Below are 26,068 nucleotides of genomic sequence, written 5' to 3' on the forward strand. Positions count from 1 at the left end.
AAGGACGAAGCGTAGGATTCCGCGATCATGCAAGGCATCGACACCATCCTGAACGTTCTCGGCAGCGTCTGCCTGCTGCTGTGGGGCGTGCGCATGGTGCGCACCGGCCTGACGCGCGCGTTCGGCGCCACCCTGCGCCGCGCCATCGGCGCCTGCTCGCGCAACCGGTTCTCCGCCTTCGCCGGCGGCGTCGTGCTGACGGGCGTCCTGCAATCGAGCACCGCGACCGCCCTTCTTCTCGCTTCCTTCGCCGGCCGCGGCCTGATTTCGCTCTCGATCGGCCTCGCGGTGATGCTGGGCGCCAATGTCGGCACGACCCTGACGGCGCAGGTCCTGTCCTTCCCGCTCGGCTGGATCTCGCCGCTGATGATCGCGGGCGGCGTCATCGCCTTCCTCTCGAACAGTTCCGACAGGGCGCGCCATCTCGGCCGCGTCGCGATCGGCCTTGGCCTGATGCTGCTGTCGCTGCATCTGCTGGAAGCCGCCGCCCTGCCCTTGCGCTCGGCTCCGGCGTTCGTGGCGGTGCTGGAGGGCCTGCAGAACGAGTACGTCATGGGCGTCCTGGTCGCGGCGGCCGCCACCTGGTTCATACATTCCAGCCTCTCGACCGTGCTGCTGGTCATGTCGTTCGCCTCGAGCGGCATCATCGATCCCAAGCTCGGCATGGCGATGGTGATCGGTGCCAATATCGGCGGCGCGATCGCCCCCTATTTCGACCAGGCGGCGACCGACACCGAGGCGCGGCGCCTGCCGCTCGGCAACCTCATCACGCGTGTGCTGGTCGGCATCGCGCTGCTGCCGTTCCTCGCCCAGTTTCACCAGTGGCTGATGATGATCGACCCGGCGCCCGGGCGCCTGCTCGTCAACTTCCACACCGCCTTCAGCGTGGTGGCCGCCATCGTCTTCCTGCCGCTGATCGAGCCCGTGGCCGCGCTGTGCCGACGCCTGGTCCCCGACCGGCCGCAGACCGACGATCCCGGCAAGCCGCGCAATCTCGATCCCAACGTGCTCGACACGCCGGCCGAGGCGCTGGCCTGCGCCATGCGCGAGACGCTCAATCTCGGCGACAAGGTCGCCGACATGCTGCGCCAGACCATGGACGTGTTCGAGAAGAACGACGCCCGCGCCATGAAGTCGATCGAGGCGGCGGACGATGCCGTCGACAGCCTCTACGAGGCGATCAAGCTCTACCTGATCCAGACCTCGCGCACGGAACTGGGGGAAGACGACGGCAAGCGCTACGTCGAGATCCTGACCTTCGTCACCAACCTCGAACATGCCGGCGACATCATCGACAAGAACCTGATGGAACTGGCCGCCAAGAAGATCAAGAACCGCTACGCCTTCTCGGCCGAGGGCACGGCGGAGCTGCGCGCCTTCCACGCCCGCGTGCTCGACAATCTGCGGCTGTCGCTGAACGTCTTCACGACCCGCGACATCACCCTGGCCCGCCGCCTGGTCGCGGAAAAGACCGCGATGCGCGAGGCCGAGGCGCGCGCCGCCGACAGCCACTATGCGCGTCTGCGCGAAGGACGCCCCGAATCGATCGATACCAGCTCGATCCACATGGACGTGATCCGGGACCTGAAGCGCATCAACGGCCACCTGACGACGGTCGCCTACCCGATCCTCGAGGCCGCCGGCGAGCTGGCCGAAACGCGCCTCAAGACGACGACGGATCAGCCCTTGATCCGCAGCCCGCTCGGATCGTAGGGCGCACGCAGCGAGACCTTCGCGGCCAACCGCGTGCCGGCTAGATCGATCTCGAAGCGGCCACCCTCCAGCCACGCCGCATCGATCGCCTGACCGTCGCCGCGCTTCACGTAGCCCAGCCCGACCGACGCGCCGAGCGTGTGCCCGTAGCCCGCCGAGGTGAGATCGCCGACCGGCCTGCCGTCCCGCAGCAAGGCCTCGCCGCCCCACAGCAGCGGCTCGCCATCCTCCAGCACCACCGAGACGAGCCGCCGGGTGAGCGGCTTGCCCTTGCCCTCGACCAGCGCCTTCTGGCCGATGAAGCCGCCCGGCTTGTCGAGCTTCACCGCCCAGCCGAGGCCGGCCTGGAACGGCGTGTCGTCCGGCGTCAGCTCGCGGCCCCAGGCGCGGTAACCCTTCTCCAGTCGCAGCGTATCGATGGCGTAGTAACCGGCATCGCGCAGCCCGAATTCGGCGCCCGCCTCGTGCAGCGTCTCGAACACCGTGACGGCGAACTCGACCGGCACATAGAGCTCCCAGCCCAGCTCGCCCATATAGGTGCGGCGCGAGGCCAGCACAGTGGCGAAACCGATGCCGATCTCGCGGATCGCGGCGAAGGGAAAGCCTTCATTCGTGAGATCGGCCTTGCTCACCTTCTGCAGCAGCGCGCGGCTCTTCGGTCCCATCACCGACAGCACGGTCCAGCCCGACGTCACGTCGGTCAGCACCGCGTTGGCATCGGGCGGCATGTGACGGCCCAGCCAATCCATGTCGCGGATGGGTTGGGCAGAGCCGGTGATGACCAAGAATTTGTCGCGCGCCAGTCGCGCGATGGTGAGGTCGCTCTCGAAGGCGCCACGCTCGTTCAGCACGCCGGTATAGACGGTGCGGCCGACCGGCACGGCGATGTCGTTGGCGCAAAGATGCTGCAGGACGGCCTCGGCATCGCGGCCCTGCACCAGCAGCTTGCCGAACGAAGTCTCGTCGGTGATCGTCACGCCCTCGCGGGTCGCGCGATGCTCGGCGGCGACGGCGTCGAACCAGGCGCCACGGCCCCAGCCATACTGCATGTCGGGCGTGTTGCCGGCACCCGCGAACCAGTTGGGCCGTTCCCAGCCCATCTTGTTGCCGAACCAGGCGCCCTGCGCCTTGAGGCGATCATAGAGCGGCGAGCGGCGGAACGGCCGGCCGCTCTCCTGCTCGCGCTGCGGCCACGGCATCTTGTAGTGCATCCCCAGCGTCTCGGCGACGCGGCTGCGCAGCCAGGCATCGTTGCCGTGAAAGCCCGCGAAACGCCTGATGTCGACCGGCCAGAGATCCATCGTCGGCTGGCCGGCGACGATCCATTCGGCCAGCGCCATGCCGGCGCCGCCCGAGCTCGCGATACCCATCGAGTTGAAGCCCGCGCCCACGAAGAAGCCGCGCACCTGCGGCGCCTCGCCCAGGATGTAGTTCATGTCGGGCGTGAAGCTTTCGGGCCCGTTCATGAAGGTCTTGATGCCGGTCTTCTCCAGCGACGGCACGCGGATCAGCGCATTGTCCATCAGGATCTGGAACTGGTCCCAGTCGTCTGGCAGCATGCCGAACTCGAAGTCGTCGGGAATGACGTCCTTGTTCCAGGGCTTGGCTTCGGGCTCGAAGCCGCCCATCAGCAGGCCGCCGACCTCTTCCTTGAAGTAGATGTAACCGTCGGGATCGCGCATCACCGGCAGGTCGCGCGGCACGTTCTCCATCTTCTCGGTGACGATGTACATGTGCTCGCAGGAATAGAGCGGCACCGTCACGCCGACCATGCGGCCGAGCTGGCGCGCCCACTGGCCGCCGCAGTTGACGACGATGTCGGCCTTGATCGGCCCTTCCGTCGTCTGCACGCCGGTGACCCGCGGGCCGCCCGGCCCCTCTTCGGTATCGATCGCCGTGACCCGCACCTTCTCGAAGATGCGGACGCCGCCGTTGCGCGCGCCCTTGGCCAGCGACTGCGTGATGTCGGTCGGGTTGGCCTTGCCATCGCCCGGCAGCCAGACGGCGCCCACCAGATCGTCGGTCCGCATGATCGGATATTTGTCGCCGGCCTGTTGCGGCGTCAGCGGTTCGCATTCCACGCCCTGCCCGGCGGCCATGGCGGCGGAGCGGCGCAGCAGGGTCATGCGCTCCTCGGTGCGTGCCACGATGAGCGAGCCGGATCGCTTCCAGCCGGTGGCGAGACCGGTCTCGGCTTCCAGCTTCGAATAGAGCTCGGTGCTGTAGCGGATCAGCCGCGTCAGGTTCTGGACGCTGCGCAACTGGCCCACGAGCCCCGCCGCATGCCAGGTCGTACCGCCGCTCAGCCGCCCCTGCTCCAGCAGCACGATGTCCTTCCAGCCCAGCTTGGCCAGGTGATAGGCGGTCGAGCAGCCCATGATGCCGCCGCCAACGATGACGACGCGGGCGTGCGACGGGACCGTTGCGGCGGGAGACGGGGACGACATCAAATGATTTCCATGTACCGGTCGAGCTCCCAGTCCGTGATGGCCTTGCGGAACTCCCGCTCTTCCCACTCGCGTGTTGCGGAATAATGATCGACGAAGGCGTCGCCGAAGAGGTCGCGCGCCGGCTTCGAGGCCTTCAGGCGGCCGGCCGCTTCCATCAGCGTTCGCGGCAGCTGCGACTTCGCGGGATGCTTCTTCTCGTAGGAATTGCCGATGACGGGCTCGCCAGGGTCGATGTCGTTCTCGATGCCCCACAGGCCCGAGCCGATGGCCGCGGCGATTGCCAGGTAGGGATTGGCGTCGGCCGCCGCGACCCGATACTCGACCCGCGTCGACTTGGCCGAGCCCGGGATCACGCGCAGCGAGGTGGTGCGGTTCTCGACGCCCCAGGTCGAGGCGGTCGGCGCCCAGAACCCCGGGATCAGGCGGCGGTAGGAGTTCACGTTTGAGGCGACCATGCCCAGCAGCTCGGGCATCAGGGCCGCCTGGCCGCCGACGAACTGGCGCATCGTCTTGCTCATGCGATGCGGCGCCTTCTCGTCGAAGAACACCGGCTTGCCGCCCTTCCACAGCGACATGTGCATGTGCCCGCCGCAGCCCGGCCAGTCCTTCGACCACTTGGCCATGAAGGTCGCGAGCCAGCCCTGCTTCTGCGCCAGCACCTTGGTGAAGATCTTGAACAGGGCGGCCTTGTCGGTGGCAGCCAGCGCATCGTCGACCCGCAGCGCCGCCTCGAGCACGCCCGCCCCCGTTTCCGTGTGCAGGCCCTCGATGCCCATGTCCATCGTCTCGCACATCGCGAGGAGGTCACGGTACCAGTCGGACAGGACGGAGTTGCGCAGGACCGAATAGCCGAAGAAGCCCGGCGAGATCGGCTTCAGGTTGCGATAGCCCTTCTCGCGGATCGATTCGGGAGTCTCGGCGAAGACGAAGAACTCGTATTCGAATCCGACCTTGACCTCGAAGCCGAGCGTCTTCGCGCGCTGCAACACGCGGCGGAGCGTGCCGCGCGGGCAGATCTCCTCGGCCTTGCCGACGAACTCGCACAGGAAGAACAGGTTGCCGGGCTCGGTCGCGATCTCGCGGCAGGTCTCGGGGAGGATTCGGACGTTGGCGTCGGGATAGCCCGTATGCCAGCCCGTATACGTGACGTTGTCGTAGAGCTGGTCGTTCATGTCCCAGCCCAGCACCACGTCGCAGAAGCCGAAGCCTCCCTCGAGCGCGGACCGGAACTTGTCGACGTGGATGTACTTGCCGCGCAGGATGCCGTCGATGTCGTGGACGCCCACTTTCACGTGGGTGAGCCCCCGCTGCTTGACGATCTTCAGCGCGTCCGCAGCCGTCTTGACCTGTCGCGGTTCCATTCCACTCCCCTCGCTACCCCGCGGCAGACTAGCTGCTGAGATAGCGGGGAAGCCAGAGGGCAATGTCGGGAAATACGGCGAGCGCCATGGTGAACAACACCATGATCGCGAGGAACGGCAGGGTGACGCGGGCGATATAGCCCAGCCCGTCATCGGTCAGCCCCTGGATCACGAACAGGTTGAAGCCGACGGGCGGCGTGATCTGGGCCATCTCGACGACCAGAACGAGGAAGACGCCGAACCAGATCGGATCGAAGCCGGCGGCCTTCACGATCGGCATGACGATCGGCAGGGTCATCACGATCATGCTGAAACCGTCGAGGAAGCAGCCCAGGATCAGGTAGAAGATGATCAGGGCCACGATCAGCATGAAGGACGAAAGTCCGAGGCTGCTCACGAACTCCGCGACGGCCGCCGGAATGCCGAGGAAGGCCGCGGCGCTGCCGAGGATCGAGGCGCCCAGCACGATCAGGGCGATCATGGCGCAGGTCTGCACCGACCCGATGGCGATGGCCTTCAGCGCAGGCAGCGACAGTTCCCGCTGGATGCCGGCCACCACGAGCGCGCCCAGGACGCCCACGGCGGCCGCTTCCGATGGCGTCGCGAGGCCGCCATACATCGAACCGAGCACGCACAGGATCAGGAACACGGCCGGTCCCAGTTCGCGGATCGACGTCAGGAACTCCGCCGCCGAGGCGATGCGGACCTTGCGCTCCGCTTCCGGCACCAGCTCGGGCTTCAGGGCGGTGTGGATCATGATCCAGCCCATGAAGCAGCCCGCCAGCAGGAAGCCGGGGATGAAGCCCGCCGTGAACAGCTTGGCGATCGAGACGTCACCCAGGACGCCGTAGATGATCATGATGTTGGAGGGCGGGATCAGGAATCCGAGCGTGCCGGCGCCGGCCAGCGAGCCCACGGCGACGTCCTTGGAATAGCCGCGCTTCAGGAGTTCCGTAAGCGAGATACGGCCGACCACCTGGGTCGTCGCCGCCGACGAGCCCGAGATGGCGGCGAAGATCGTGCAGCCGATGACGTTCACGTGCAGCAGCCGCCCGGGCAGCATCGCCGCCCACGGCGACAGGCCGCGGAACAGCGTCTGCGACAGCCGCGTCCGGAACAGGATCTCGCCCATGATGATGAACAGCGGCAGCGCCAGCAGTTCCTGCGTGGTCAGGATGTTCCAGGTGTACTGCGCCAGCAGCTTGTCGAGCGGGATGTCGCGGAAGACCGCCAGCAGCACCGTGCCGGTGACGGCCAGGGTCCAGCCGATCCACAGGCCGCCCGCCAGAAAAGCGAACAGCACGACGAACATGGTGAGGACGATTTCAAGCATGAGATCTCAACTCGCGCGACAAACTACTCAGCGACGGAACCGGCGCGCATGTTGAGGTCCTCGAGCGGCAGGCCGAACAGGGCCTGGAAGAACCGCGCGATGAACTGCATGACCAGCAGACAAATTCCAAAGGTCACCAGCGCCTGCGGAATCCACAGCGGCGTCGCGCTGGAGATCGACACCTGCTCCGACACGAAGCTGCGCCAGGTGAAGTTCACCATCGCCACGGCGAGGTAACCGGAGAAGGCGACGCCCAGCGCCGCGAGGACGGTTTCCAGCCAGCGCCGGGCCTTCGGTCCGATCCGCGCCAGCACGAGCGTGACGCGGATATGGCCGCCGGCCCGCAGGGTCATGGCGGCGCCGAACGTGAAGGCCGCCGCCATGAGATACGACCCGTATTCCCAGGCGACCGGGATGTCCGCCGGCACCCAGGGGAAGATGTCCGAGAGGGCCCGAACCAGCACCTCCCCCAGCATCAGGCAGGTGAGCGCCACCAGGCAGGCGGCGCCCATCCAGCCGTCGAGACGGCCCAGCATGTCGATCCCGTCGAGGAAGGCGCGCAGCACGGGCGGCGCGCCGGCGTTGGGATTGGGGCCGTGGCCGCTCACGTCCGCTTCATCTCCGCGAGATAGGCCTTGATCGGCTTCTCGGCCGCCGGGACGCGCTTATAGAACTCGGCGATCATCGGCGCCGTCTTCTTCTGCAATTCAGCCGTCATCGCCGGCGGCGGAATGACCAGCTGCATGCCGCCGGCGATCAGGCGGGCGTTGCTGTCCTTGTCGGCCTGCAGCGACGACTGCCAGAACTCCGGCTCGAGCTTCTTGGCGAGATCGACGATGATCTTCTGGTTGGCCGGCGAGATCTTCTTCAGCGTGTCGTTGTTGATCGTGACGATCTCCGACGACCAGGCATGATTGGTCTGATGGAAGAACTTCAGGAACTCCCAGAACTTGCCGTCCACGGCCGAGACCGACGAGGTCGACACGCCCGCGACGGCGCCGGACGACAGGGCCGCGATCGTCTCGCCCCAGGGAATCAGCGCCGGCGCCATGCCGATGGCGCTGCACATTTCCTGGGCGTTCTTGTCGGGCACGCGGATCTTGATGCCCTTGAGCGCGTCCAGAGATTCCGCCTTGATCTTGAGATGCAGGTACTGCGTCGGCCACGGCACCGTGTAGAGCATCGTCTGGTTATTCTTGAGCAGCACCTTCTCGTACTCGGGCCGCAGATACTTGTGCAGCACCTTCAGCTCTTCGATGTTGTTGCAGATGAAGGGGATGCCCTCGACCCCGAAGATCGGCTCGTCGCCGATCTGCTGGATGTTCAGGATGTCAGCCATCGGCACGAGACCGTCGCGCACGGCGCGCATCTGCTCGGGGCCCTTGAAGCCGAGCTGCCCGCCCGCCTTGACGTCGATCTCGACGGCGCCGTTGGTTCCCTTCTTCACTTCCTCGGCGAAGCGCTTGACGTTGACCGTATGGAAGTTCCCATCCGGCCACACGGTCGCCAGCGGCAGCTTGAGTGCCGCCTGTCCCATCACCACGGCCGGCGCCGCCACCATTGCAATTGCACCCGCGCCCACGCCGGCCTTCAAGGCCGTCCTGCGTCCCAGCTTCATCGAAGCCCCCATCGTTGAATTGACTACCGTTCCCCGTATCCCGTCGCCGCTGGCCTACTCCGCGGCCTGCGGCGGCTTGAACTCGTAGACCTTCTCGGCCGATTCCGCCGAGATCAGCCCGTCGGCCAGGTCGTTGGCGACCTGCGTGCGATCGCGGTCGCCGGGCGCGCCGATGCCGGCACCGCCCGGTGTCAGGATCATCAGCCGCTCGCCCGGCGGGATCAGCTGGAAGCCCTTGCCCTTCAGCGTCTTGCCGGACTTGAAGGCGACCACGCCCGCCCCGCCATCGCCGCCGCCGTCACGCCCGCGTGCCGGATAGTCGATCCGGTCGAAGGCGGCCAGCAGGTCGAACGGCTCGTCGATGCCGCTCTCGATTTCCATGATCTGGCCGAGGCCGCCACGCGTGCGACCGGCGCCACCGGAATCGGGACGGAACTCCTTGCGCCAGAACAGGAGCGGCGTCTGGGTCTCGGCGATTTCGACCGGCGTGCCGCGCACGCCGCTGGGATAGGCAGTGGCCGACAGCCCGTCCTTGTCGGGACGCGCGCCGGTCCCCCCGTTGGAGGTGATGGCCATGCCGAACCCGTAGTTGCCGCCGTCGCCGCCCTTCACCCGGCCGCGCACGTTGATGTTCCACAGGCACGAGGTCCCTTCGGCCGGCACGCGATCCGGCACGACCTGGCGCAGGCAGCCGAACGCCACATCGGGCAGCATCTGGCCCACGACATGGCGCGACGCGACGGCAGTCGGCTTGGGCGCGTTCAGGATACAGCCCTCCGGCGCCGAAACCGTGAGCGGCTCGAGCGAACCGGCATTGTTCGGGATGTTCGTCGAGACCACGCAGCCCAGGCCGAAGACCGTATAGGCCGTCGTATAGGCGTGCGGCACATTGATGCCGCGTCGCGACACGCCCGACGTGCCCGAGAAATCGACATGGATGCCGGTGTCGGAAATCGTCAGCGCCGCCTTCAGAGTCACCGGCTCGTCGTATCCGTCGACCGTCATGCTGTTGTGCCAGGTGCCCTTGGGCAGCTTGGCGATCTCGGCGAGCACCGCCTCGCGCGAGCGCGCGATCACGTGGTCACCGAGTTCGTCCAGCGAGTCGATGGCGAACTCGTCCATCATCTCGATCAGCCGGCGGGCGCCGACATCGTTGCAGGCGGCCAGGGAGTAGACATCGCCCTCCGTATCGACCGGCTGGCGCGTGTTGGCGCGGATCATCGCCATCAGCGTCTCGTTCGCCTTGCCCTGGTCGAACAGTTTCAGCATGGGGATGTAGAGCCCCTCCATGAACACGTCGGTCGCGTCGGGACCGAAGCCGATGCCGCCGATGTCCATCAGATGGCTGGTGCAGGAGAACAGCGCCACCAGCTTGCCGTTGCGGAAGCACGGCGTGGTGATGACGAAGTCGTTGAGATGGCCGGTGCCCATCCACGGATCGTTGGTGATGTAGGCGTCGCCCGGCTTCATCGTCTCGATCGGGAAGTAGCGCAGGAAATGCTTCACCGATTCGGCCATCGAGTTCACGTGGCCCGGCGTGCCGGTCACGGCCTGGGCCAGCATGCGGCCCTGCAGGTCGAAGACGCCGGCGGAAAGATCGCCGCACTCGCGCACGATCGGGCTGAAGGCGGTGCGCATCAGGGTTTGCGCCTGTTCCTCCACCACCGCGATCAGGCGGTTCCACATGATCTGGAGATCGATCAGGCCGACGCTGTTGGACTGGCTCATGGGTTACTCCTCACGCTGCCTTGCGATCCATGACGATACAACCGGAGGCGTCGATATGCGCGGCAAAACTGGCCGAGACATAGGTCGACGTCTCGTCTTCGGCGACGATGGCGGGGCCACTGAAGGTGCTGCCCGGCGGCAGCTTCTCGCGGCGATAGACCGGCACGTCGGCCGTCTTTCCGCTGCGTCCGTCGAACACCGGACGGCGGCCGACCGGCTCGGGCACGGGCGCGCTGCCGGCCTTGCCCTGAACTTCGGGCCGCTTGGCCTCGGTCGAGACCTGGACCGACCAGCTCAGGATCTCGATCGCGGCGTTCGGGATATGGCGCTCGAACAGGACGCCGTAATCACGCTCGTAGGCCTCGCGCAGGGCCGCCGTGTCGGCCGAAGTCAGCGGCCGCTGCGGCAGGGTCACCATGATCTCGTGGCCCTGGCCGACATAGCGCATGAAGGCGACGCGCCGCTCGAATGTCGGGAGGCCGCGCGAGCCCGGCACCACCAGCGCCGTCGCTTCGCGACTCATCTCTTCGAGCAGGTCGCTGGCCGCCGCCGCATCGAACGTGTCGAGGCGCATGTAGCGGCTGCGCACCAGCTCGAACGACACCGGCGCGGCGAGGAACCCCACGGCCGAGCCGACGCCGGCATTGGGCGGCACGATCACGCGCTGCACGCCGATCTTCTCGGCCACGCGCGCGGCATGGAGCGGTGCGCCGCCGCCGAAGGCGATCAGCGTGTATTGATTGACCACGGAGCCGCGCTCGACCGCGTGGACGCGCGCCGCGCTGGCCATGTTCTCCGACACCATCTCATAGACGGCGTAGGCCCCCATCTCGGTGGAGAGACCGATGCCTTCGGCCACGTCGCGCTCGATGGCGCCGCGCGCCGCATCGATGTCGAGCGCGATCGATCCACCGGCGAAATGCGCCGGGTCGATCGTTCCCAGCACGACATTGGCGTCGGTGACGGCCGGATGCCGGCCGCCGCGCCCGTAGCAGGCAGGTCCCGGCTCGGCGCCGGCGCTTTCGGGGCCCACCGTGACCCGCTTCAAGGCATCGAGCCGGGCAATCGAGCCGCCGCCTGCACCGATTTCGACCATCTCGATGACGGGAATGCGAACCGGCAGTCCGGATCCCTTGAGGAAGCGGGCTGCGCGATCGACCTCGAACAGGCGCGCGGTGTGCGGCTGGTAGTCGTCGATCAGGCAGACCTTGGCCGTCGTGCCGCCCATGTCGTAGCTCAGCGCCCGCGCCTCGCCCGCGCGCGCGGCGACCTGCGCCGCGAAGATCGCGCCGCCGGCCGGCCCGGATTCGACGAGACGTACCGGAAAGCGCCGCGCCGTCTCGATCGCCGTGAGACCGCCACCGGAGGTGACGAGATAGATCGTGCCGGTGAACTTCTCGGCCGCGAGCGCCGCCTGCATACGGGCCAGGTAGGAGTCCATGAGCGGCTGCACATAGGCATTGGCCACCGCGGTCGACGTCCGCTCGTACTCGCGGACCTCGGGGCAGACCTCGCTCGAAAGCGTCACCCAAAGCTCGGGCAACTCTTCCTTCAGGATCTCGCGCACCCGCCGCTCATGGGCCGGATTCACGTAAGAGTGCATGAAGGCCACGGCGACGCTTTCGATTCCCTCGGCCTTCAGCGTATTCGCCAACGTCCGTACTGCGCCTTCGTCGAGCGCCAGGCGGACCTTGCCATGTACGTCCATGCGCTCAGGGATCGTGAACCGCATCGCGCGTGAGACCAATGGGCGAGGCTTCTCGATGCTGAGATCGTACTGGTCGTAGCGGCTCTCGTTCGCGATATCGAGGACATCGCGAAAGCCCTCCGTGGCAATCAGCGCCGTGCGCGCACCGCGCCGCTCGATAACGGCATTGGTGGCCAGCGTGGTGCCGTGCACGAACACGCCGACATCACCGAACCCCTTGCCGGCGTCCCCGAGAATGAGGCGCACCCCGTTGAGGACGGCCTCTTCCGGTCGCTGCGGCGTTGTCAGCAGCTTGCGGGTGATCCGACGGCTCCCCTCTTCCAACACGACGTCCGTGAACGTGCCGCCGATGTCGACGGCAATGCGCAAATCGTTGATCACCTTGAGTGCAAACCTCTGTCTGGGGGGATGGTCCAACGGTAGACCGGGCGCCGCCACGTTGCAATTCGCAGGCCAGCACGCCTATGGTCGCACCGTGACGGCTCCAGCAAAGACGCTCCGCGCGCAGCTGTTCGAAATCCTGCGCCCCAACGCCCCCACGCCGGCCGGCCGGCGGTGGCGGAAAGCCCATCTGGTCATCCTCGCGGTCGGGCTGCTCGCCGTCATTCTGCTCTCGGTCGACGAATTTTCTGTTCAGAACCGCGTGTTTCTGCGCGCGGCGATCTGGTGCGTGACACTCTTCTTTCTCGTCGAGTATGTGGCCCGCCTGTGGGTGGCGCCCGAACTGCCTCACATGGCCGACGTGCCTCCTCTGGCGGCGCGGCTGCGGTGGGCGGGCAGCGTTCCTGGCCTGATCGGATTGCTCGCGATCATGCCCGCCATCATGCTGGCCGGTGGCTACAGCATCGCCGGGACCGATGCTGCCTCAATCTTTTGCATCCTCTGGATATTGAAGCTCGGTCTGCACGCCCCGGCCTTCGGCACCCTTGCCCGCGTGATCTCCAACGAGCGCGCGCCCATTGCCAGCGTGCTGATCGTGTTTGCGATCCTGCTGATGTCCGCGGCGACCGGCGCCCACATCGTCGAGCGTGACGGCCAGCCCCAGCAGTTCGGCAGCCTTCCCAACGCGATGTGGTGGTCGGTGGTCACCTTGACGACGACCGGCTATGGCGACGTGGTGCCGCTCACGCCGGTGGGCCGCATCATCGGCTCGCTGCTGATGATCAGCGGCATCGCGGTGCTGGCGCTGATGACCGGCGTGCTGGCCACCGGCTTCGCGCAGGAAGAGCGGCGGCGTGAGTACCTGCGGGTCTGGGACCAGGTGACCCGGGTGCCGATCTTTGCGTCGCTGGGCGTCGTCACGCTCTCGGAGATCGTGGGCAAGCTGCGCACCCGCTATTACCCGGCGCGCGTGCTGGTCCTGCGACGGGGCGATCCCGGCGATTCGATGTTCTTCATCTGCGACGGCGAGGTCGAGGTGCGGCTGCCGACCGGCGGCACGGTGCGCCTGGGCGACGGCGCCTTCTTCGGCGAAATGTCGCTCCTCAACCGCCAGCCCCGGGCCGCGTCGATCGTCACGACGGCGCCGACCACCCTCCTCGTTCTCTATGCCAGCGACTTCTACGAGATCGCGTCGCACATTCCAGCACTTGCCGAGGCTGTGGAGAATGAGGCCCGGCGCCGGCACGAGGAGAATCTCGGAAGGCATTCGGGGGCTTCGACGCCGGGTGGAACAAAAGCATGATCGAAACCGATCTTCTGGTGGTGGAATCCGGCGCTGCCGGTTTCTCGGCGGCGCTCACGGCCTCCCATGCCGGGCTCGACGTGCTCATGGTCGAGAAGGAAAAGCTGTTCGGCGGAACGACGGCCTACTCGGCCGGCGTCATCTGGATCCCCGGCAATCGCCACGGCCGGGCACTCGGCATCGCCGATTCCAAGGAGGACGCGCTCACCTACCTGCAGCAGGAGGCCGGCAATAGGCTGAACCTGGAACTGGCCAATGCCTTTCTCGACAACTGCAACCCGGCGGTCGAGTTCATCGAGAACAACACGCACGTTCGTTACGAGGCGGTCCCGATCTGGGCCGACTACCATCCCACCAAGCCGGGCGCCGCGCAGGGCGGCCGGTCGCTCCTGCCCCTGCCGTTCGACGGACGGCGGCTGGGCAAGCGGTTCGACCAGTTGCGGGCGCCGCTGCGCACCATGATGGCCTTCGGCGGCATGATGCTCGGCCGCAACGACCTGCCCCATGTCTTCAAGATGACCCGCTCCGTGCGCTCGGCGCTCCACGTCGCGGGCATGACCGCGCGATATGCGATCGACCGGGTGAATCACGATCGCGGCACGCGCCTCACCAACGGAAACGGCCTGATCGCCGCCCTCGCTCTGTCGGCCGAGGAAAGCGGCATCGACCTCTGGCTCGAATGTCCCGTCGTCGAACTGGTGCAGCACGAAGGTGCGGTCACGGGCGCGATCGTGCAGCGCGAGGGCAGGCGACAGGAGATCCGTGCGCGACGCGGAGTCGTGCTGGCCTGCGGCGGCTTCCCCGCCAACGACGAACTCAAGAGCCGTTACTACGGCCATGTGCGGGACGGGCATTTCCATCGCTCGGCGCCGCCGCCAGGTAATCGCGGCGACGGGATTCGGCTCGGCCAGTCGGTCGGTGGCGCCATGGCGGAGGATGTCGCCCATCCTGCAGCCTGGGTCCCCGTTTCGCTGGTCCCGCAGCCCGATGGCTCCACCCTGCCGTTCCCGCACTTCTACGAGCGCGGCAAGCCCGGCTACATCGCGGTCGATCCGACCGGCCGGCGCTTCGCCAACGAGTCCGCCTCGTACCACGACTTCGTACCGGCCATGGTCGAGGCCTGCCGCGGCCGCGCCGAGACCGGCTGCTGGCTGCTCTGCGACCATCGTGCCATCCGGCGCTATGGCATGGGCGCCATCGGGCCCGCGCCGCTGCCGCTTGGGCCGCACATTCGGAGTGGCTACCTGCTGACGGCGGGCACCTGGCCGGAGTTGGCCGGGAAGATCGGGGTGGACGCAGGCACCCTGCAATCCGCGATCGGGCGATTCAATGCCAATGCGACCCGCGGCGAGGACCCCGATTTCGGCAAGGGGACCGATGCCTATCATCGCTTCAACGGCGACCCGACACACAGACCCAACCCCTGCCTCGCGCCGCTCGAGCAGGCGCCGTTCTACGCCATGAAAATGGTTCCGGGGGACATCGGCACCTTCCTCGGCCTGCGGGCGGACGGGCATGCGCGCGTTCTCGACGCCGAGGGAGCCCCGATCCGCGGCCTCTATGCCGCCGGAAACGACATGACCAGCGTCATGGGCGGTACCTATCCCGGCGCCGGCATCACCATTGGCCCGGCCCTCACCTTCGGCTATATCGCGGCCCGGCACGCCGCCGCAGAAGCCGGCCAATAAGCCCCTCCGTAACGAAAGCCGTCGAAATGTCGCTCATCACGCCCGTTATCCTCGTCGGAGGCTCCGGCAAGCGCCTGTGGCCGCTGTCGCGCGAAAGCATGCCCAAGCAGTTCGTGCCGCTGCTGGGCAAGCAGTCGACCTTCCAGCAGACGCTTCTGCGCGTGGCCGATCGCAGCCTGTTCGGCAAGCCGGTGATCGCCACCAACGACGCCTATCGCTTCATGTGCGAGAGCCAGGCCCGCGAGATCGGGGTCGACATCGACATCCTGGTCGAGCCGTCGCGGCGCGATTCCGGCCCGGCCATGGCCGCCGCCGCCGCCTATACGCGCGACCTCGGCGCGAAAGCCGTGCTGGCGCTCGCGTCCGACCATCTGGTGATCGGCGCCGAGGAGTTCCTCGCCGGATGCCGCGAGGGCCTGGTGGCGGTCGAACAGGGCGGCATCGTGACCTTCGGCATCCCGCCCACGGAGCCCAAGACCGACTACGGCTATATCCGCCCCGGCACTGAAAAGATCGGGCCGGTGATGAAGGTCGCAGCCTTCGTCGAGAAACCCAATGCCCAGAAGGCGATGCAGTACATCGCCGAGGGCCTGCTGTGGAACAGCGGCAACTTCCTGTTCCCGCCCGCCCTGCTGCTGTCGGAAATGGCCCGCTTCGAACCGGCCATGGCGGCCGCTGCCGAGGAGGCCGTGGCCAAGGCCCGGAGAACCGACTCGACGGTGTTCCTCGACCCCGATGCCTTCGCCAAGGCGCCGGCCAAGTCGATCGACTACGCCGTGATGGAGCGGACGGACAAGTGCTGGGTGGTCCCGGCCCGCTTCCGCTGGTCCGATCTGGGCACCTGGGATGCGCTGCTCGATGTCGGCCATGCCGACAGCGAAGGCAACGTCACCGAGGGTCCGGTCGAGATCGACCATGTGCGCAACTCCTACATCCGGTCCGACGGCCCGCTGACCGCCGTGATCGGCGTCGAGGACGTGGTGGTCGTGTCGATGAACGACGCCGTGCTGGTCGGTCATCGCGACAACCTCCCTCGCCTGAAGGACGTCGTGCAACGCATGTCGGACGGCAAGCACCGCGCCGCGACCGAGCACGCGCTCATGCATCGCCCGTGGGGCAGCTATCAGGACATCGACCGCGGCGAGCGATTCCGCGCCAAGCGGCTGACCGTCAAGCCCGGCGCCAAGCTCAGCCTGCAGAGCCACAATCGCCGTGCCGAGCATTGGGTCGTCGTCAAAGGCATCGCCGAGGTCACGCTCGACGGCAAGGTCATGACCCTGCGCGAGAACGAATCGACCTATATCCCGATCGGCGGCGTCCATCGCCTCGCCAATCCGGGGACCGAACTGCTGGAAGTGGTCGAGGTGCAGACCGGTGACTATGTCGAGGAAGACGACATCGTCCGCTACGAGGACATCTACGCCCGGGTCTGACCATGCTGTTCGGCGCACACCACGAATGGGGCAAGCTGCGCGATGTGGTGATCGGCATCTCGCCGGCCGAAGACTTCGTCGTCTTCCATGAAGACTCGTGCCGCTGGCTGACGCCGGAAGGGCTCGAATTCAGCCTCCGCCACTCCGGGAAGCGGCTGATCGACGTCGATCCCGAATGGGCGCACCGGATCGAGCGCCAGGTCGATGCGCTGGCCGAACTCGTGGCGCGCGAGGGCGTCACGGTGCACCGCCCGCAGCGGCTGAAGGGCGATGAGCGCACTTTCCTCGCGCCGAACGGCGAAGGCGCCCAGCTGTTCGCCCGCGACGCCATGATCGTCGTCGACACGCACGTGATCGACGCCTCGCTGCGCCTGAAATGCCGCCAGCGCGAGCGCTATGGTCTGCGATCGCTCGTTCAGAAGGCCGTGGCAACCAGGGGCGCGCATTGGTCGAGTGTCCCGCTGGGTTCGCCGGGCGGCGTCGACGGTCCCTTCCTCGAAGGGGGCGATACGCTGCTCAACGGCCGCGAAATCTATGTCGGAATCTCGGGCTGCGCCTCCGATCTCGCCGGCGCCGACTGGCTGCAGGCCCTGCTCGGCGACACCTACCGCGTGATCCCCGTCGCGCTGAAATCGCATGTCCTCCATCTCGACTGCGCGATGGCCCTGATCCAGCCCGGCCTGCTGATCCACTGCCCGCAGAAGCTGATCGACGGCCTGCCGATGTCGCTGCGCGACTGGGACAAGATCGAGGTCTCGCCCGAGGAAGCCACGCTGCTCGCCACCAACGGCCTCGTGCTCGAGGCGGGCCGGGTCATCGTCGATGCCGACAACCGCCGCGTCATTGACGAGCTGCGCAGGCGCAAGGTCGATGTCATTCCCCTGCCCTTCGATGCGCCCATCCGGCTGGGGGGCGGCCTGCGCTGCGCCCACCACCCACTGCTGCGCGAGAGCGTGCTGGCTTAGGTACCGCGCTTGGGCGTGCGGTCGAACACGACCGGCTTGGGCTTGCTGAACAGCTTCTTCACGTGGACGCCGAGCGAACGCACCACGGTCGCCACCTGCCCGCCCACGAACCGCAGCAGGACCACGGCGAACTGCAACGGCGGGATCTCGCCGCCGCGGATGAAATTGTGGCCGGCCCGCAGGAACGTCGTCGCACAGACGAGCACCCAGGCGACGGTGATGACGAACAGTGTCAGCAAGAGCGGCACGAGCGAGGGTGCCAGCAGGCCCGCGAGGATGCCGGAAACCACACCCACCAGCAGCACCGGCTGGTTGAGGGCCATGCACAGGTGCAGCAGGGCCGCCAGCTTGGCCGAGGGGGTGATGTCGCGGCTCCTCAGGATCTCGGGGAACATCCGCATCGAGACGTGGCGGAAACCATCCTGCCAGCGCTGCTGCTGACGCAGCCAGGTCTTGGTGTCGGCCGGCAGCTCGCCCGGCACGCCGACGCTGGTGAGGAACAGGGCCCGCCAGCCCTTCACCCAGCCGCGGTAGGTGAGATCGAGATCCTCGGTGACCGTGTCGCCCTTCCAGCCGCCGCCGGCGTCGATGGCGGCCCGCTGCCAGATCCCGCAGGTGCCGTTGAACGGCAGCGGATGGCCGGCCCAGCAGCGCGTCGCCTGTTCGATGCCGAGATGGGCGTCGAGCGTCACCATCTGCATCTCGGTGAGCGCGTTTTCGCGCGGATTGAGGAAGTCGAAGCGGGCCTGGACGAAGGCCGTCTTCGGCTCGGCGAAGAACGGCCGCATGCAGACGCGCAGGAAGTCCACAGGTGGAATGTAGTCGACGTCGAAAATCGCAAAGAAGTCGTGCGGCGTCTTTTGCATCGCCTCGTGCAAGGCGCCGCCCTTGTAGCCGCTGCGATCGGTCCGCTGCAGCGCCACCACGTCGTACCCCTTGGCGCGCAGCTCGGCCGCGACCTCGCGCACCATTTCGGCCGTCTCGTCGGTGCTGTCGTCCAGGAGCTGGATGTGCAGCTTGTCGCGCGGCCAGTCGAGCGCCGCCGCCGATTCGGCACCGCGCCGCACGACGGGACCTTCGTTGAAGGAAGGAATCTGAACCACGACGTGAGGCAGCTCCGCGTCGGGCGGCAGCGGCGTCGCCAGCAGGATTTCCTCTCGTCGGAGCCCCGCGGGCTTCAGGCGATGGTGCAGCACGACCATGTAGAGCAGGCTGCCGATGAAGGCCGCGAGCAACACGCAGCAAACCGCGAAGACGGCGCCGAAGAGAAGCGCCAGGGTGGCGAGAATGGCCATCGGCGCTGCCTCAGGTCCCCGTCTTGGGTGTGCGGTTGAACTCGGTCTTCTTTCCGAAGCCTGCCCCGACGATCGCGGCGGCATTGGCGACGGCGAGATATACGATCAGCGCGGGCACGCTGGCAGCCGTGACCAGGTAGCGCACCAGCCCGCCGCGCTGCAGGCGGCGGTAGGCGCCCCACGTCATGCCGAACAGCACCGCGAGCATGCCGATCAGCCAGAGCCAGAGAGCGAGCTGGAAAAAGCCGAGCAGCCGGCCATGGCCAAATATGGAGACGACCAGGCCCAGCACGCCGACCACGATCAGCGGAAAGACGAGCTGCTGGGCGAGCGCGACGGTGGTCGTCAGCTTGGCCTCGGTCGGCCAGGCCGACTTCCAGATCGGCCCCATCAGCTTGCGGGCGACCTGCACGAAGCCCTTCGACCAGCGACTCTGCTGGGCGCTGAAATCTTCGACTTTCTGCGGCAGCTCTCCGACCACATGCGTGTCCATCAGGAACACGCCGGTCCAGCCCTTGAGGTAGGTTCGGAGGACGAGATCGAGATCCTCCGACAGCGTGTCGTGCGACCAGCCACCCGCCTCCTCGACGGCGGCCCGGCGCCAGATGCCGCCTGTCCCATTGAACTGGAACGGCACGCCGCGGCGCGCACGTATGTCCTGCTCGACGGCGAAATGCGCGTCCTGCATGAGGCGCTGGGCCCGTGTCAGCCAGTTGCGCTCGCCGTTCCCCCATTCGATGCGGGTCTGCACGAAGGCGGCACGCGGATGGCTGAGCATCGCGGCCATGGCCTCCTTCAGCCAGCCCGGCGGCGGCACGAAATCGGCGTCGAACACCGCGACATAGGGCGCGTCGTCGAGCGCCAGGCCCGCGGCCAGCGCGCCGGCCTTGAAGCCGCCGCGGTCGCTGCGCCGGACATGGTGCGCGTCGATGCCGGCGCGGCGCAGACGCGCGATGGCATGCGCGGCGATATCGGAGGTAATGTCGTTGCTGTCGTCGAGGAGCTGGATGGTGAGCCGGTCACGCGGCCAGTCGAGGGCGCCCATGGCCGCCATCGAACGCTCCACGACCAGCGGCTCGTTGTAGACCGGCACCTGCACCAGAACGCGCGGCAGTTCCGCGGGCAGTGAGGGCGCCGGGGCTTCGTCGCGCGGCAGTTCGAACAGCCAGTAGACCAGGTAGAGGAAATAGCCCGCGATCGCGAACTGCGCGGCGAGGCACAGGAACACGAGGAGATCGATCAGGAACAGCAGCATGCTGGTGCCGCCGCGTTCAATGGTAGTGAATGGGCACTTCGAAGCAGCGGCCGTCCTCGATATGGAGACGGCGCGACGCCACGTCGAAGATGCGCTCGTCGTGGGTCGACAGCACCACGGCGCACTTGGCGCGCATCGAGAGGTCCTTGAGCTGATCGACCACCAGACGGCCCGAGACACGGTCGAGCGCCGAGGTCGGCTCGTCGGCGATGATGAGATCGGGCAGGCCGATCATGGTGCGGGCGATCGCGACGCGCTGCTGCTGGCCACCCGACAACTCGTCGGGCCAAGCGGCGGCCTTGTCGCCGAGCCCGAGCATGCCAAGCAGGTGCCGCGCCCGCGGTTCGTCCCAGGCCGGATCGGCGAGCGGCGTCGTCGAGACGCCGGCGATCACGTTCTGCAGGGCCGTCAGAGAAGACAGGAGATTGCGCTTCTGGAACAGGAAGCGGATGCGATTGCGCAGCACGTCGAGGTCGGGACCGCCCAGGCCCACGATGTCGGTGCCCAGCAGCCGCAGCTTGCCCTCGGAGGGCTTGCGCATGGTTCCGAGGATGGTGAGCAGCGTCGTCTTGCCCGAGCCCGACGGGCCGGTGACGATCACGAGTTCACCTTCGCGGACCTGCATGTTGATGTCGAACAACACGTCCACCCGCTGGGCGCCTTCGCCGTAATGGTGATGGACGTCGACGGCCTCGACGACGGCCGGCCCGAACCCGTGAGTGTCTGACATCGCGGTCACTCGAACAGCATGATCGGGTCGACCCGCCAAAGGCGGCGGATGGCGAAGAGGCTGGAGACCAGGGTCATGATCAGGCAGGCGACCAGGGCCACGACCATCTCGCGCAGTCCCATCGACATGCCGAGATGCATGGCCGCTTCCGTGGCGCCGTAGACGAAGCGCCCGAGGGTGAAGGCCACGAGGAAGGCCGGCGTGATGATGGCTGCACCGATCTGGGCGATCATGAACAGGAAGAACCACCAATCGTAGCCCAGGCTCTTCAGGATGGCGTATTCGGGCAGGTAGAAGCGGATGATCTGGTACTGGGCATAGTAGATGAAGACCATGCCGATCATCACGCCCATCACGAAGCCCAGGTCGGTGATATAGCCGACCGGCGTCTCGCGCGACCAGTAGGTGCGCTCGCGTCTCTCGAACTCACGCAGGGTCAGGACCTCGCCCCGCCCCGCGAGGGCCGTGTTGAGTTGCTGGCGCACGGTATCGACGTCGGCCCCCTTGGCCAACTGGACCGCGATGAAGGCGGGCCGCTGGGACCACCAGGAACCGAACACCTCGGCCATCGTGTCTTCCGACATGATGATCGAGCCGTCGTTCAGCACGTTGGGGCCGAGCGCGAAGGTGCCGACAACGAAGAGCTGGCGCAGCAATCCTCGATTGTCCGGCGGACCCAGCACCTGGAATTCGGGCTTGCCCGGTCCGACCTGGTCCGCGAGATCGCCGAAATACGGCCGGGACTCGCGATCGTAGAGCATCCGGCGCGCTTCGCGCAGGCGATAGAGGTTCTCGCGCAGGCCGGGCACGTCGATCGCCGGCCGCTCGACATCGACGGCATACCAGGCAATCCGGCGCGCGCTTTCCATCCCCTTGTGCGTGAGGGACATGACGCCGAACCAGAACGGAAGCGTATTGGTCACTTCGGGATTGGCGGCGAGAACGTCGGTCAGGGATGCCGGTACCTCGGCGTGAAGCTGCAGCGACTTGAAGCCGTAGGGCACCATGACGAGGTCGCCAACCACCGAGCGGTGAAGCCGGATCGCCGAATCGTAGACGGCGCGCTCGATGCCCAGCTGGGCGAAGATCACCAGCAGGCTGGCCGTCACGCCGGCGAGCGACAGAAGCGTGCTCGTGCGCTGGCGCTTGAGCTGCTGGGAGCCCAACGGCATGCGCGTCGCGGTGATCGCAGCGGCGCGCAAACGGGAAAGGGAGAAGCTCGGCAGCCAGCTGAACCAGCGCCGCGGCTGCGACTTCGCCGCTGGCAGGGTGAGCGCCATCAGAGAAAGGTGACGCGTGTCTCGCGGCCCAGGACCTGCGGCATGCTGGACGGGTCATCGAGCTGGATCTCGACCTGGACCACGCGCGCGTCCGTGGACGAACCGCCATCGGGCTCCATGCGCTGCATCCGCTTCACGGTCGGGGCGACCCGCGAGATCGTCCCATGGTAAACCGTCGTGCTGCCCCGGAACGTCACCTCGACCTTGCCGCCGGCCGCGATGCGTCCGACGTTCAACTCGTCGACATCGGCCAGGACGCGCAGCTGCGACAGGTCGACGATCTTGGCGATCCCGTTGGGAGAAACGCGCTCCCCCTGGCGGGTGTAGATCTGGATCACCATGCCATCCAGGGGCGACCGCACCAGGGCCTGTTCGCGCGTGTTGCGCGCATTGTCGAGCTTCGCCTGGATGATCGAGATGTCCGTGTCGATCTGCTGCAGATCGGTCTGCAGCGTCTCCTTCAGGACGCGCAGCTTGGCCTGCTCGCGCTCGAGACTCTGCTGGGAAATGCTCTGTTCCAGCTGCTTCTGATCCGGCGGCTTGCCGGAGCGCTGCATCTCGAGACTCTTGAGCTTGACCTCTTCGGCCGTCGACTTGACCACGACTTCCTGCATCGCGATCTCAGCGGCGCGATAGCCACTGACCATCGCCTCACGTGCCTGGCGGGTCTTGGAGAGTTCCGCCTCGGTGGTGCGGACGGCAATGTCGGCTTTGGGATAATTGGACAGCACGGCAATGATCTCGTCGCGCTTCACCTTCTGGCCGTCGGTGATCCGAAGTTCGATCAGCACGCCGCCGCCAGCGGGATCGCCGGCAATGAGTGCCGTACCGGCCGGCGCATCGGTGTAGCCGCGCGAAATCAACGGCGCCACCGGACGAGGACCGTCCTGCGCGCTGCTGGTTTGCCGGCTGGGCATCATCCACAGGGTCAGCGCCGCCGCGACGAGCAGCACGGCCAATCCTGTGGCGCCCCAAGTGAACTTTTTTGCCTGCGCCATAACAGATAGTACCAGAAAACCCTCGGGCACGCTGCCCCTAGTTAGAAGCCGCCCGTCGAGACGATGTTTCCTCTCGCGACTCCAACAATCGAAACGGTACGATAGATTGATGTCAATATCTTGTCGTACTCGTAGAGCGGGGCGTTCGTAATGTAGACGACGTCCTTGGGCTGCACGGGAAACTGCTGTGCGATGAAGATGGACACCGGCTGATAGAGGTCCAGGCGGAACACTTTCGCCCGGGCCGTGGGATTGGTCTGCAACTCGCCCAATCGGAACACATACACGCCAGTCTTGTTGGCCCGCGTGTCATTCAAGCCGCCCACCATACCCATCGCCTCGAGAAGGCTGACCGTGTGCTTGGACATGTCGACATTGCCCGCCTTCACCACGGCTCCGAGAACCGTGAATACGCGCGGATTGGGACGCACCACGATCTCGTCGTTCTTCTGGAGACCGATATCACCGCCGGCCAGGACGTCGGAAAACTGCGACTGCAAAATGATCTGGCCGTTGCGGCGCACGATCACTTCGAACTGGTTGGCTCCTACTCCGTTCGCTGACTGACCCCCGATCCCGGCGGGACCGCCCGCCTTGTTGATCGCCTCGACGACCGTGCGGACGCCTTCGAGCAGGGAGACCCGGCCGGGATTCCTGACATCGCCCGACACCATGACGGTATGTGTCCGGTCGGCGACGAACTCGACGATGACCTGCGGCTCCTGGGCCTTGCCCGTCGCCGTCACCTGCTGGGCGACCTTCTTCTCGATCTGGCTCAAGTCGAGCCCGGCGACCTTGATCGTACCGACGAAGGGTACGTTGATCGTGCCGTCATCGGTAACGCGCTGGACGCCGAAATCCGCTCCAGGCCGCTGGATGGTCGGGAAAATGCTGCCTTCGTAGGGCTCGAAGATGCGCACCTTGATGGCGTCGCCCGGGGCCACGGCAACACGGCCTCCCGCGGGTAGATTGCTGACCGTCGAGGGGCGATCGATCGGCGGCGGCTGGCGGTAGTTCGCGATCGTCGTTGGCGTGAGGTCGATCACGTCGAACGGCAAGGCCTCGGTGGTCGTGGAGGCTGCGCCGCCCATCCACGGACCGTCACCGGGCAAGGCGGTACAGGCCGCCAAGCCAAAACCCAAGCCGAGGACAATGGCCGTAGGGCGCGCGGTGGCACGCAGCCAGCTCCAGATTGTCAAATCCCAATCTCCGTCCGGAACTGTCGCCACGCTGTGCGGCGCCTCGTCCCAACTCATTGATATCGCTCTCAGCCCGGTCGTAGTTAACCCGCGGTGGCGCGCTGGCGCAAGCATTCCCCGCCGGATCGCCACCGATCCTACTCCAGACGCGCTGTGGCCTGCGCGGTCGTCTCGGCGATCTCGAGAAGTTCGGAGAATCCGCTGACGAGCAGGCAATCCCAGGAGGCTCCGTGGAAGCTGCAGAACACGACGCGCGCCTCGACCTTTGCCGCCTCATGCATGACCGTCGCAAAGGTCCGAACCCCGGCGGCGCTCATGTACGCAACCGCGCTGCCATCGACGATGATTCGGGCTCCCGGCCGGAGTTCCGCCAGGAGCATGGCTTCGACAGCGGCCACGGTGAACGTGTCGACCTTTGCCGGCAGCATAACGGTGGAGATCGGCTGGCCGTTGTTTCTGCTGCTCATATGGACTTCCTGGTCACGGTATTCCCCGACGACTCTTTTGCCGATGCGCGCCGGTCCCGCCATTGCCCCCCGAGGTCGGTACCGCGCCAATCGATGGCCCGGCTCGAAAGCGCACTCGCGATCAGAACGGGCGCCAGGGCTTCGCGAACCAGCGCGGCGGCCGCGGCGCGCGGGCCGAACGCGAGACCATGGCCCGTCATGAACCATTTCTCCGCCAACAGCCAGGCGACGGTATGGACCACCAGCGCGAGTCCGATCGTCGCAGCGTTCGCCCCCGAACAGAAAAGCGCGGCGGCGCCTGCGGCGCCGGTCGCGGCCCAGCCGATTGCCGGCTCCCACAGGACGAGCGGCCAGACCGGCAGGCGCAGCCTCGTGCGAGCCCACCGGACCTGGCGTCGCCAGACCGTCGACCAGGATCGCACCCCGAGCGGCAGGCGCGGCATCACCGCCCCGAGACAGGTGGTGAGGCCGAGTTCACGAACCGTGCGCACGACCGAGTAGTCGTCCGCGATCCATCGGTTGAAGCCCCGCCAGTTGCCGATCCGCTGCAGGGTGTCGCGGGTCATGATCGTGACGCCACCGGAGGCCACGGCCACGCCCAGCCGATCCGCGGCGAACAGGAACTTGGCCTGATGGCCGTCGATATAGGCACGCTCGATCTCGGCCGCGAAGCTCCCCGGCTCATCGGCCGCCTTGAGCGCAAGCACCAGTCCTGCCCCGGCCGCGAGCGGTGCGGCGGCGCGGGTCAACTCGTCGGCGCCGAGCCGGATGCCGGCGTCGCAAAGCGCCACCACGTCCCGGCTGGCCGCCTCCAGCCCTTTGCGGACGTTATTCATCTTGGGGTTGAAGGTATCGTCGCTACCGACGAGGATCGGCGCCTCCGGCCAGAGCTTTTTCGTTGGCGCCACGGCGGCATCGTCCTCACGGGCGACGCAGATCAGGACTTCCGCCCCCGCCTCCGCCAGCCGGCGCAGCACCTCGACATAGTCCGCCGTCGCATCCTCGGCACCGGCCATCGGCGCCACGATGCTGAAGTCGCGCACCTGGTGCCGGATATCCGAAATTGCCCGCGGCGACCGACCCAGCGCGGCACTTGCCCACTGGATCGTCGAGCCGAGCGACCACCAGCCGAAGCCGAGCCACGCCAGGATGCCCGGCTCCAT

20 protein-coding genes are annotated in these 26,068 nt (G+C 66.9%); 5 read left to right on the top strand and 15 right to left on the bottom strand.

The annotated features are described in order from the left end of the window. Positions 1-27 precede the first annotated feature (27 nt). A complete protein-coding gene (locus tag ACO07I_RS05490) occupies positions 28-1,713 on the top strand; it encodes a Na/Pi cotransporter family protein (protein WP_422015114.1) in 1,686 nt (561 codons plus the stop codon). Here the strand turns inward: ACO07I_RS05490 and ACO07I_RS05495 are convergent. Genes ACO07I_RS05495 through ACO07I_RS05525 form a run of 7 tightly spaced genes read right to left on the bottom strand, consistent with a single transcriptional unit; the run spans position 1,680 to position 12,292 of the window. Next, on the bottom strand, positions 1,680-4,160 hold the full coding sequence (locus ACO07I_RS05495; protein ID WP_422015115.1) for a GcvT family protein: 2,481 nt from the start codon (positions 4,158-4,160) through the stop codon (positions 1,680-1,682). The two genes, ACO07I_RS05490 and ACO07I_RS05495, sit on opposite strands and share 34 nt — an antisense overlap. After that, on the bottom strand, positions 4,160-5,524 hold the full coding sequence (locus ACO07I_RS05500; protein ID WP_422015116.1) for a glutamine synthetase family protein: 1,365 nt from the start codon (positions 5,522-5,524) through the stop codon (positions 4,160-4,162). Before ACO07I_RS05500 ends, ACO07I_RS05495 begins: the two co-directional genes overlap by 1 nt. A 28-nt stretch (positions 5,525-5,552) precedes the next feature. Next, complete coding sequence (locus tag ACO07I_RS05505) at positions 5,553-6,857, bottom strand: TRAP transporter large permease (RefSeq protein ID WP_422015117.1); 1,305 nt, start codon at positions 6,855-6,857, stop codon at positions 5,553-5,555. Between the two features lie 23 nt (positions 6,858-6,880). Then, on the bottom strand, positions 6,881-7,465 hold the full coding sequence (locus ACO07I_RS05510; protein ID WP_422015118.1) for a TRAP transporter small permease subunit: 585 nt from the start codon (positions 7,463-7,465) through the stop codon (positions 6,881-6,883). Continuing rightward, positions 7,462-8,475, bottom strand: coding sequence for a TRAP transporter substrate-binding protein (locus ACO07I_RS05515; RefSeq protein ID WP_422015120.1), 1,014 nt, complete (start codon positions 8,473-8,475; stop codon positions 7,462-7,464). The genes ACO07I_RS05510 and ACO07I_RS05515 overlap by 4 nt, the downstream gene beginning before the upstream one ends. A gap of 54 nt (positions 8,476-8,529) precedes the next feature. After that, positions 8,530-10,203, bottom strand: a complete 1,674-nt coding sequence (locus ACO07I_RS05520) for a hydantoinase B/oxoprolinase family protein (protein WP_422015122.1) — start codon at positions 10,201-10,203, stop codon at positions 8,530-8,532. Positions 10,204-10,213: 10 nt separating this feature from the next. Further along, complete coding sequence (locus tag ACO07I_RS05525) at positions 10,214-12,292, bottom strand: hydantoinase/oxoprolinase family protein (RefSeq protein ID WP_422015124.1); 2,079 nt, start codon at positions 12,290-12,292, stop codon at positions 10,214-10,216. A 94-nt stretch (positions 12,293-12,386) separates the two neighbouring features. On the opposite strand from ACO07I_RS05525, the gene ACO07I_RS05530 reads away from it, so the two are divergent. Genes ACO07I_RS05530 through ACO07I_RS05545 form a run of 4 tightly spaced genes read left to right on the top strand, consistent with a single transcriptional unit; the run spans position 12,387 to position 17,681 of the window. Further along, positions 12,387-13,595, top strand: coding sequence for a cyclic nucleotide-gated ion channel (locus ACO07I_RS05530; protein ID WP_422015126.1), 1,209 nt, complete (start codon positions 12,387-12,389; stop codon positions 13,593-13,595). Then, complete coding sequence (locus ACO07I_RS05535) at positions 13,592-15,283, top strand: FAD-dependent oxidoreductase (RefSeq protein WP_422015128.1); 1,692 nt, start codon at positions 13,592-13,594, stop codon at positions 15,281-15,283. The genes ACO07I_RS05530 and ACO07I_RS05535 overlap by 4 nt, the downstream gene beginning before the upstream one ends. Before the next feature lie 26 nt (positions 15,284-15,309). Continuing rightward, on the top strand, positions 15,310-16,716 hold the full coding sequence (locus tag ACO07I_RS05540; RefSeq protein WP_422015130.1) for a mannose-1-phosphate guanylyltransferase/mannose-6-phosphate isomerase: 1,407 nt from the start codon (positions 15,310-15,312) through the stop codon (positions 16,714-16,716). 2 nt (positions 16,717-16,718) lie between these two features. After that, the gene (locus ACO07I_RS05545; RefSeq protein ID WP_422015132.1) at positions 16,719-17,681 is read left to right on the top strand and encodes a hypothetical protein; all 963 of its coding nucleotides are present in this window, start codon (positions 16,719-16,721) and stop codon (positions 17,679-17,681) included. Here ACO07I_RS05545 and ACO07I_RS05550 read toward each other — a convergent pair. The 8 genes from ACO07I_RS05550 to ACO07I_RS05585 all read right to left on the bottom strand — a co-directional run bounded on the left by ACO07I_RS05550 (position 17,678) and on the right by ACO07I_RS05585 (position 26,068). Further along, on the bottom strand, positions 17,678-18,976 hold the full coding sequence (locus tag ACO07I_RS05550; protein ID WP_422015134.1) for a glycosyltransferase: 1,299 nt from the start codon (positions 18,974-18,976) through the stop codon (positions 17,678-17,680). The genes ACO07I_RS05545 and ACO07I_RS05550 overlap by 4 nt on opposite strands. A gap of 10 nt (positions 18,977-18,986) precedes the next feature. After that, complete coding sequence (locus ACO07I_RS05555) at positions 18,987-20,231, bottom strand: glycosyltransferase family 2 protein (RefSeq protein WP_422015136.1); 1,245 nt, start codon at positions 20,229-20,231, stop codon at positions 18,987-18,989. 16 nt (positions 20,232-20,247) lie between these two features. After that, a complete protein-coding gene (locus ACO07I_RS05560) occupies positions 20,248-20,961 on the bottom strand; it encodes an ABC transporter ATP-binding protein (protein ID WP_422015138.1) in 714 nt (237 codons plus the stop codon). Between the two features lie 5 nt (positions 20,962-20,966). After that, positions 20,967-22,241: an ABC transporter permease gene (locus tag ACO07I_RS05565; RefSeq protein WP_422015140.1), complete on the bottom strand. Its 1,275-nt coding sequence runs from the start codon at positions 22,239-22,241 to the stop codon at positions 20,967-20,969. Next, positions 22,241-23,194, bottom strand: coding sequence for an HlyD family secretion protein (locus ACO07I_RS05570; protein ID WP_422015142.1), 954 nt, complete (start codon positions 23,192-23,194; stop codon positions 22,241-22,243). The genes ACO07I_RS05565 and ACO07I_RS05570 overlap by 1 nt, the downstream gene beginning before the upstream one ends. A gap of 86 nt (positions 23,195-23,280) precedes the next feature. Continuing rightward, positions 23,281-24,495, bottom strand: coding sequence for a polysaccharide biosynthesis/export family protein (locus tag ACO07I_RS05575; protein WP_422015144.1), 1,215 nt, complete (start codon positions 24,493-24,495; stop codon positions 23,281-23,283). Positions 24,496-24,575: 80 nt separating this feature from the next. After that, the gene (locus ACO07I_RS05580) at positions 24,576-24,905 is read right to left on the bottom strand and encodes an STAS domain-containing protein (protein ID WP_422015146.1); all 330 of its coding nucleotides are present in this window, start codon (positions 24,903-24,905) and stop codon (positions 24,576-24,578) included. Next, on the bottom strand, positions 24,902-26,068 hold the full coding sequence (locus tag ACO07I_RS05585; RefSeq protein WP_422015148.1) for a glycosyltransferase: 1,167 nt from the start codon (positions 26,066-26,068) through the stop codon (positions 24,902-24,904). The genes ACO07I_RS05580 and ACO07I_RS05585 overlap by 4 nt, the downstream gene beginning before the upstream one ends.

The organism is Reyranella sp. (assembly GCF_965227665.1).
In the GTDB taxonomy this organism is placed as follows: Bacteria; Pseudomonadota; Alphaproteobacteria; order Reyranellales; family Reyranellaceae; genus Reyranella.

Excerpts from the sequence above, each read along its gene's own strand:
- ACO07I_RS05490 (WP_422015114.1), top strand. The coding sequence starts at position 28 with ATGCAAGGCATCGACACCATCCTGAACGTTCTCGGCAGCGTCTGCCTG.
- ACO07I_RS05495 (WP_422015115.1), bottom strand. The coding sequence starts at position 4,160 with ATGTCGTCCCCGTCTCCCGCCGCAACGGTCCCGTCGCACGCCCGCGTC.
- ACO07I_RS05500 (WP_422015116.1), bottom strand. The coding sequence starts at position 5,524 with ATGGAACCGCGACAGGTCAAGACGGCTGCGGACGCGCTGAAGATCGTC.
- ACO07I_RS05505 (WP_422015117.1), bottom strand. The coding sequence starts at position 6,857 with ATGCTTGAAATCGTCCTCACCATGTTCGTCGTGCTGTTCGCTTTTCTG.
- ACO07I_RS05515 (WP_422015120.1), bottom strand. The coding sequence starts at position 8,475 with ATGAAGCTGGGACGCAGGACGGCCTTGAAGGCCGGCGTGGGCGCGGGT.
- ACO07I_RS05520 (WP_422015122.1), bottom strand. The coding sequence starts at position 10,203 with ATGAGCCAGTCCAACAGCGTCGGCCTGATCGATCTCCAGATCATGTGG.
- ACO07I_RS05535 (WP_422015128.1), top strand. The coding sequence starts at position 13,592 with ATGATCGAAACCGATCTTCTGGTGGTGGAATCCGGCGCTGCCGGTTTC.
- ACO07I_RS05540 (WP_422015130.1), top strand. The coding sequence starts at position 15,310 with ATGTCGCTCATCACGCCCGTTATCCTCGTCGGAGGCTCCGGCAAGCGC.
- ACO07I_RS05545 (WP_422015132.1), top strand. The coding sequence starts at position 16,719 with ATGCTGTTCGGCGCACACCACGAATGGGGCAAGCTGCGCGATGTGGTG.
- ACO07I_RS05550 (WP_422015134.1), bottom strand. The coding sequence starts at position 18,976 with ATGGCCATTCTCGCCACCCTGGCGCTTCTCTTCGGCGCCGTCTTCGCG.
- ACO07I_RS05555 (WP_422015136.1), bottom strand. The coding sequence starts at position 20,231 with ATGCTGCTGTTCCTGATCGATCTCCTCGTGTTCCTGTGCCTCGCCGCG.
- ACO07I_RS05560 (WP_422015138.1), bottom strand. The coding sequence starts at position 20,961 with ATGTCAGACACTCACGGGTTCGGGCCGGCCGTCGTCGAGGCCGTCGAC.
- ACO07I_RS05565 (WP_422015140.1), bottom strand. The coding sequence starts at position 22,241 with ATGGCGCTCACCCTGCCAGCGGCGAAGTCGCAGCCGCGGCGCTGGTTC.
- ACO07I_RS05575 (WP_422015144.1), bottom strand. The coding sequence starts at position 24,495 with ATGAGTTGGGACGAGGCGCCGCACAGCGTGGCGACAGTTCCGGACGGA.
- ACO07I_RS05580 (WP_422015146.1), bottom strand. The coding sequence starts at position 24,905 with ATGAGCAGCAGAAACAACGGCCAGCCGATCTCCACCGTTATGCTGCCG.
- ACO07I_RS05585 (WP_422015148.1), bottom strand. The coding sequence starts at position 26,068 with ATGGAGCCGGGCATCCTGGCGTGGCTCGGCTTCGGCTGGTGGTCGCTC.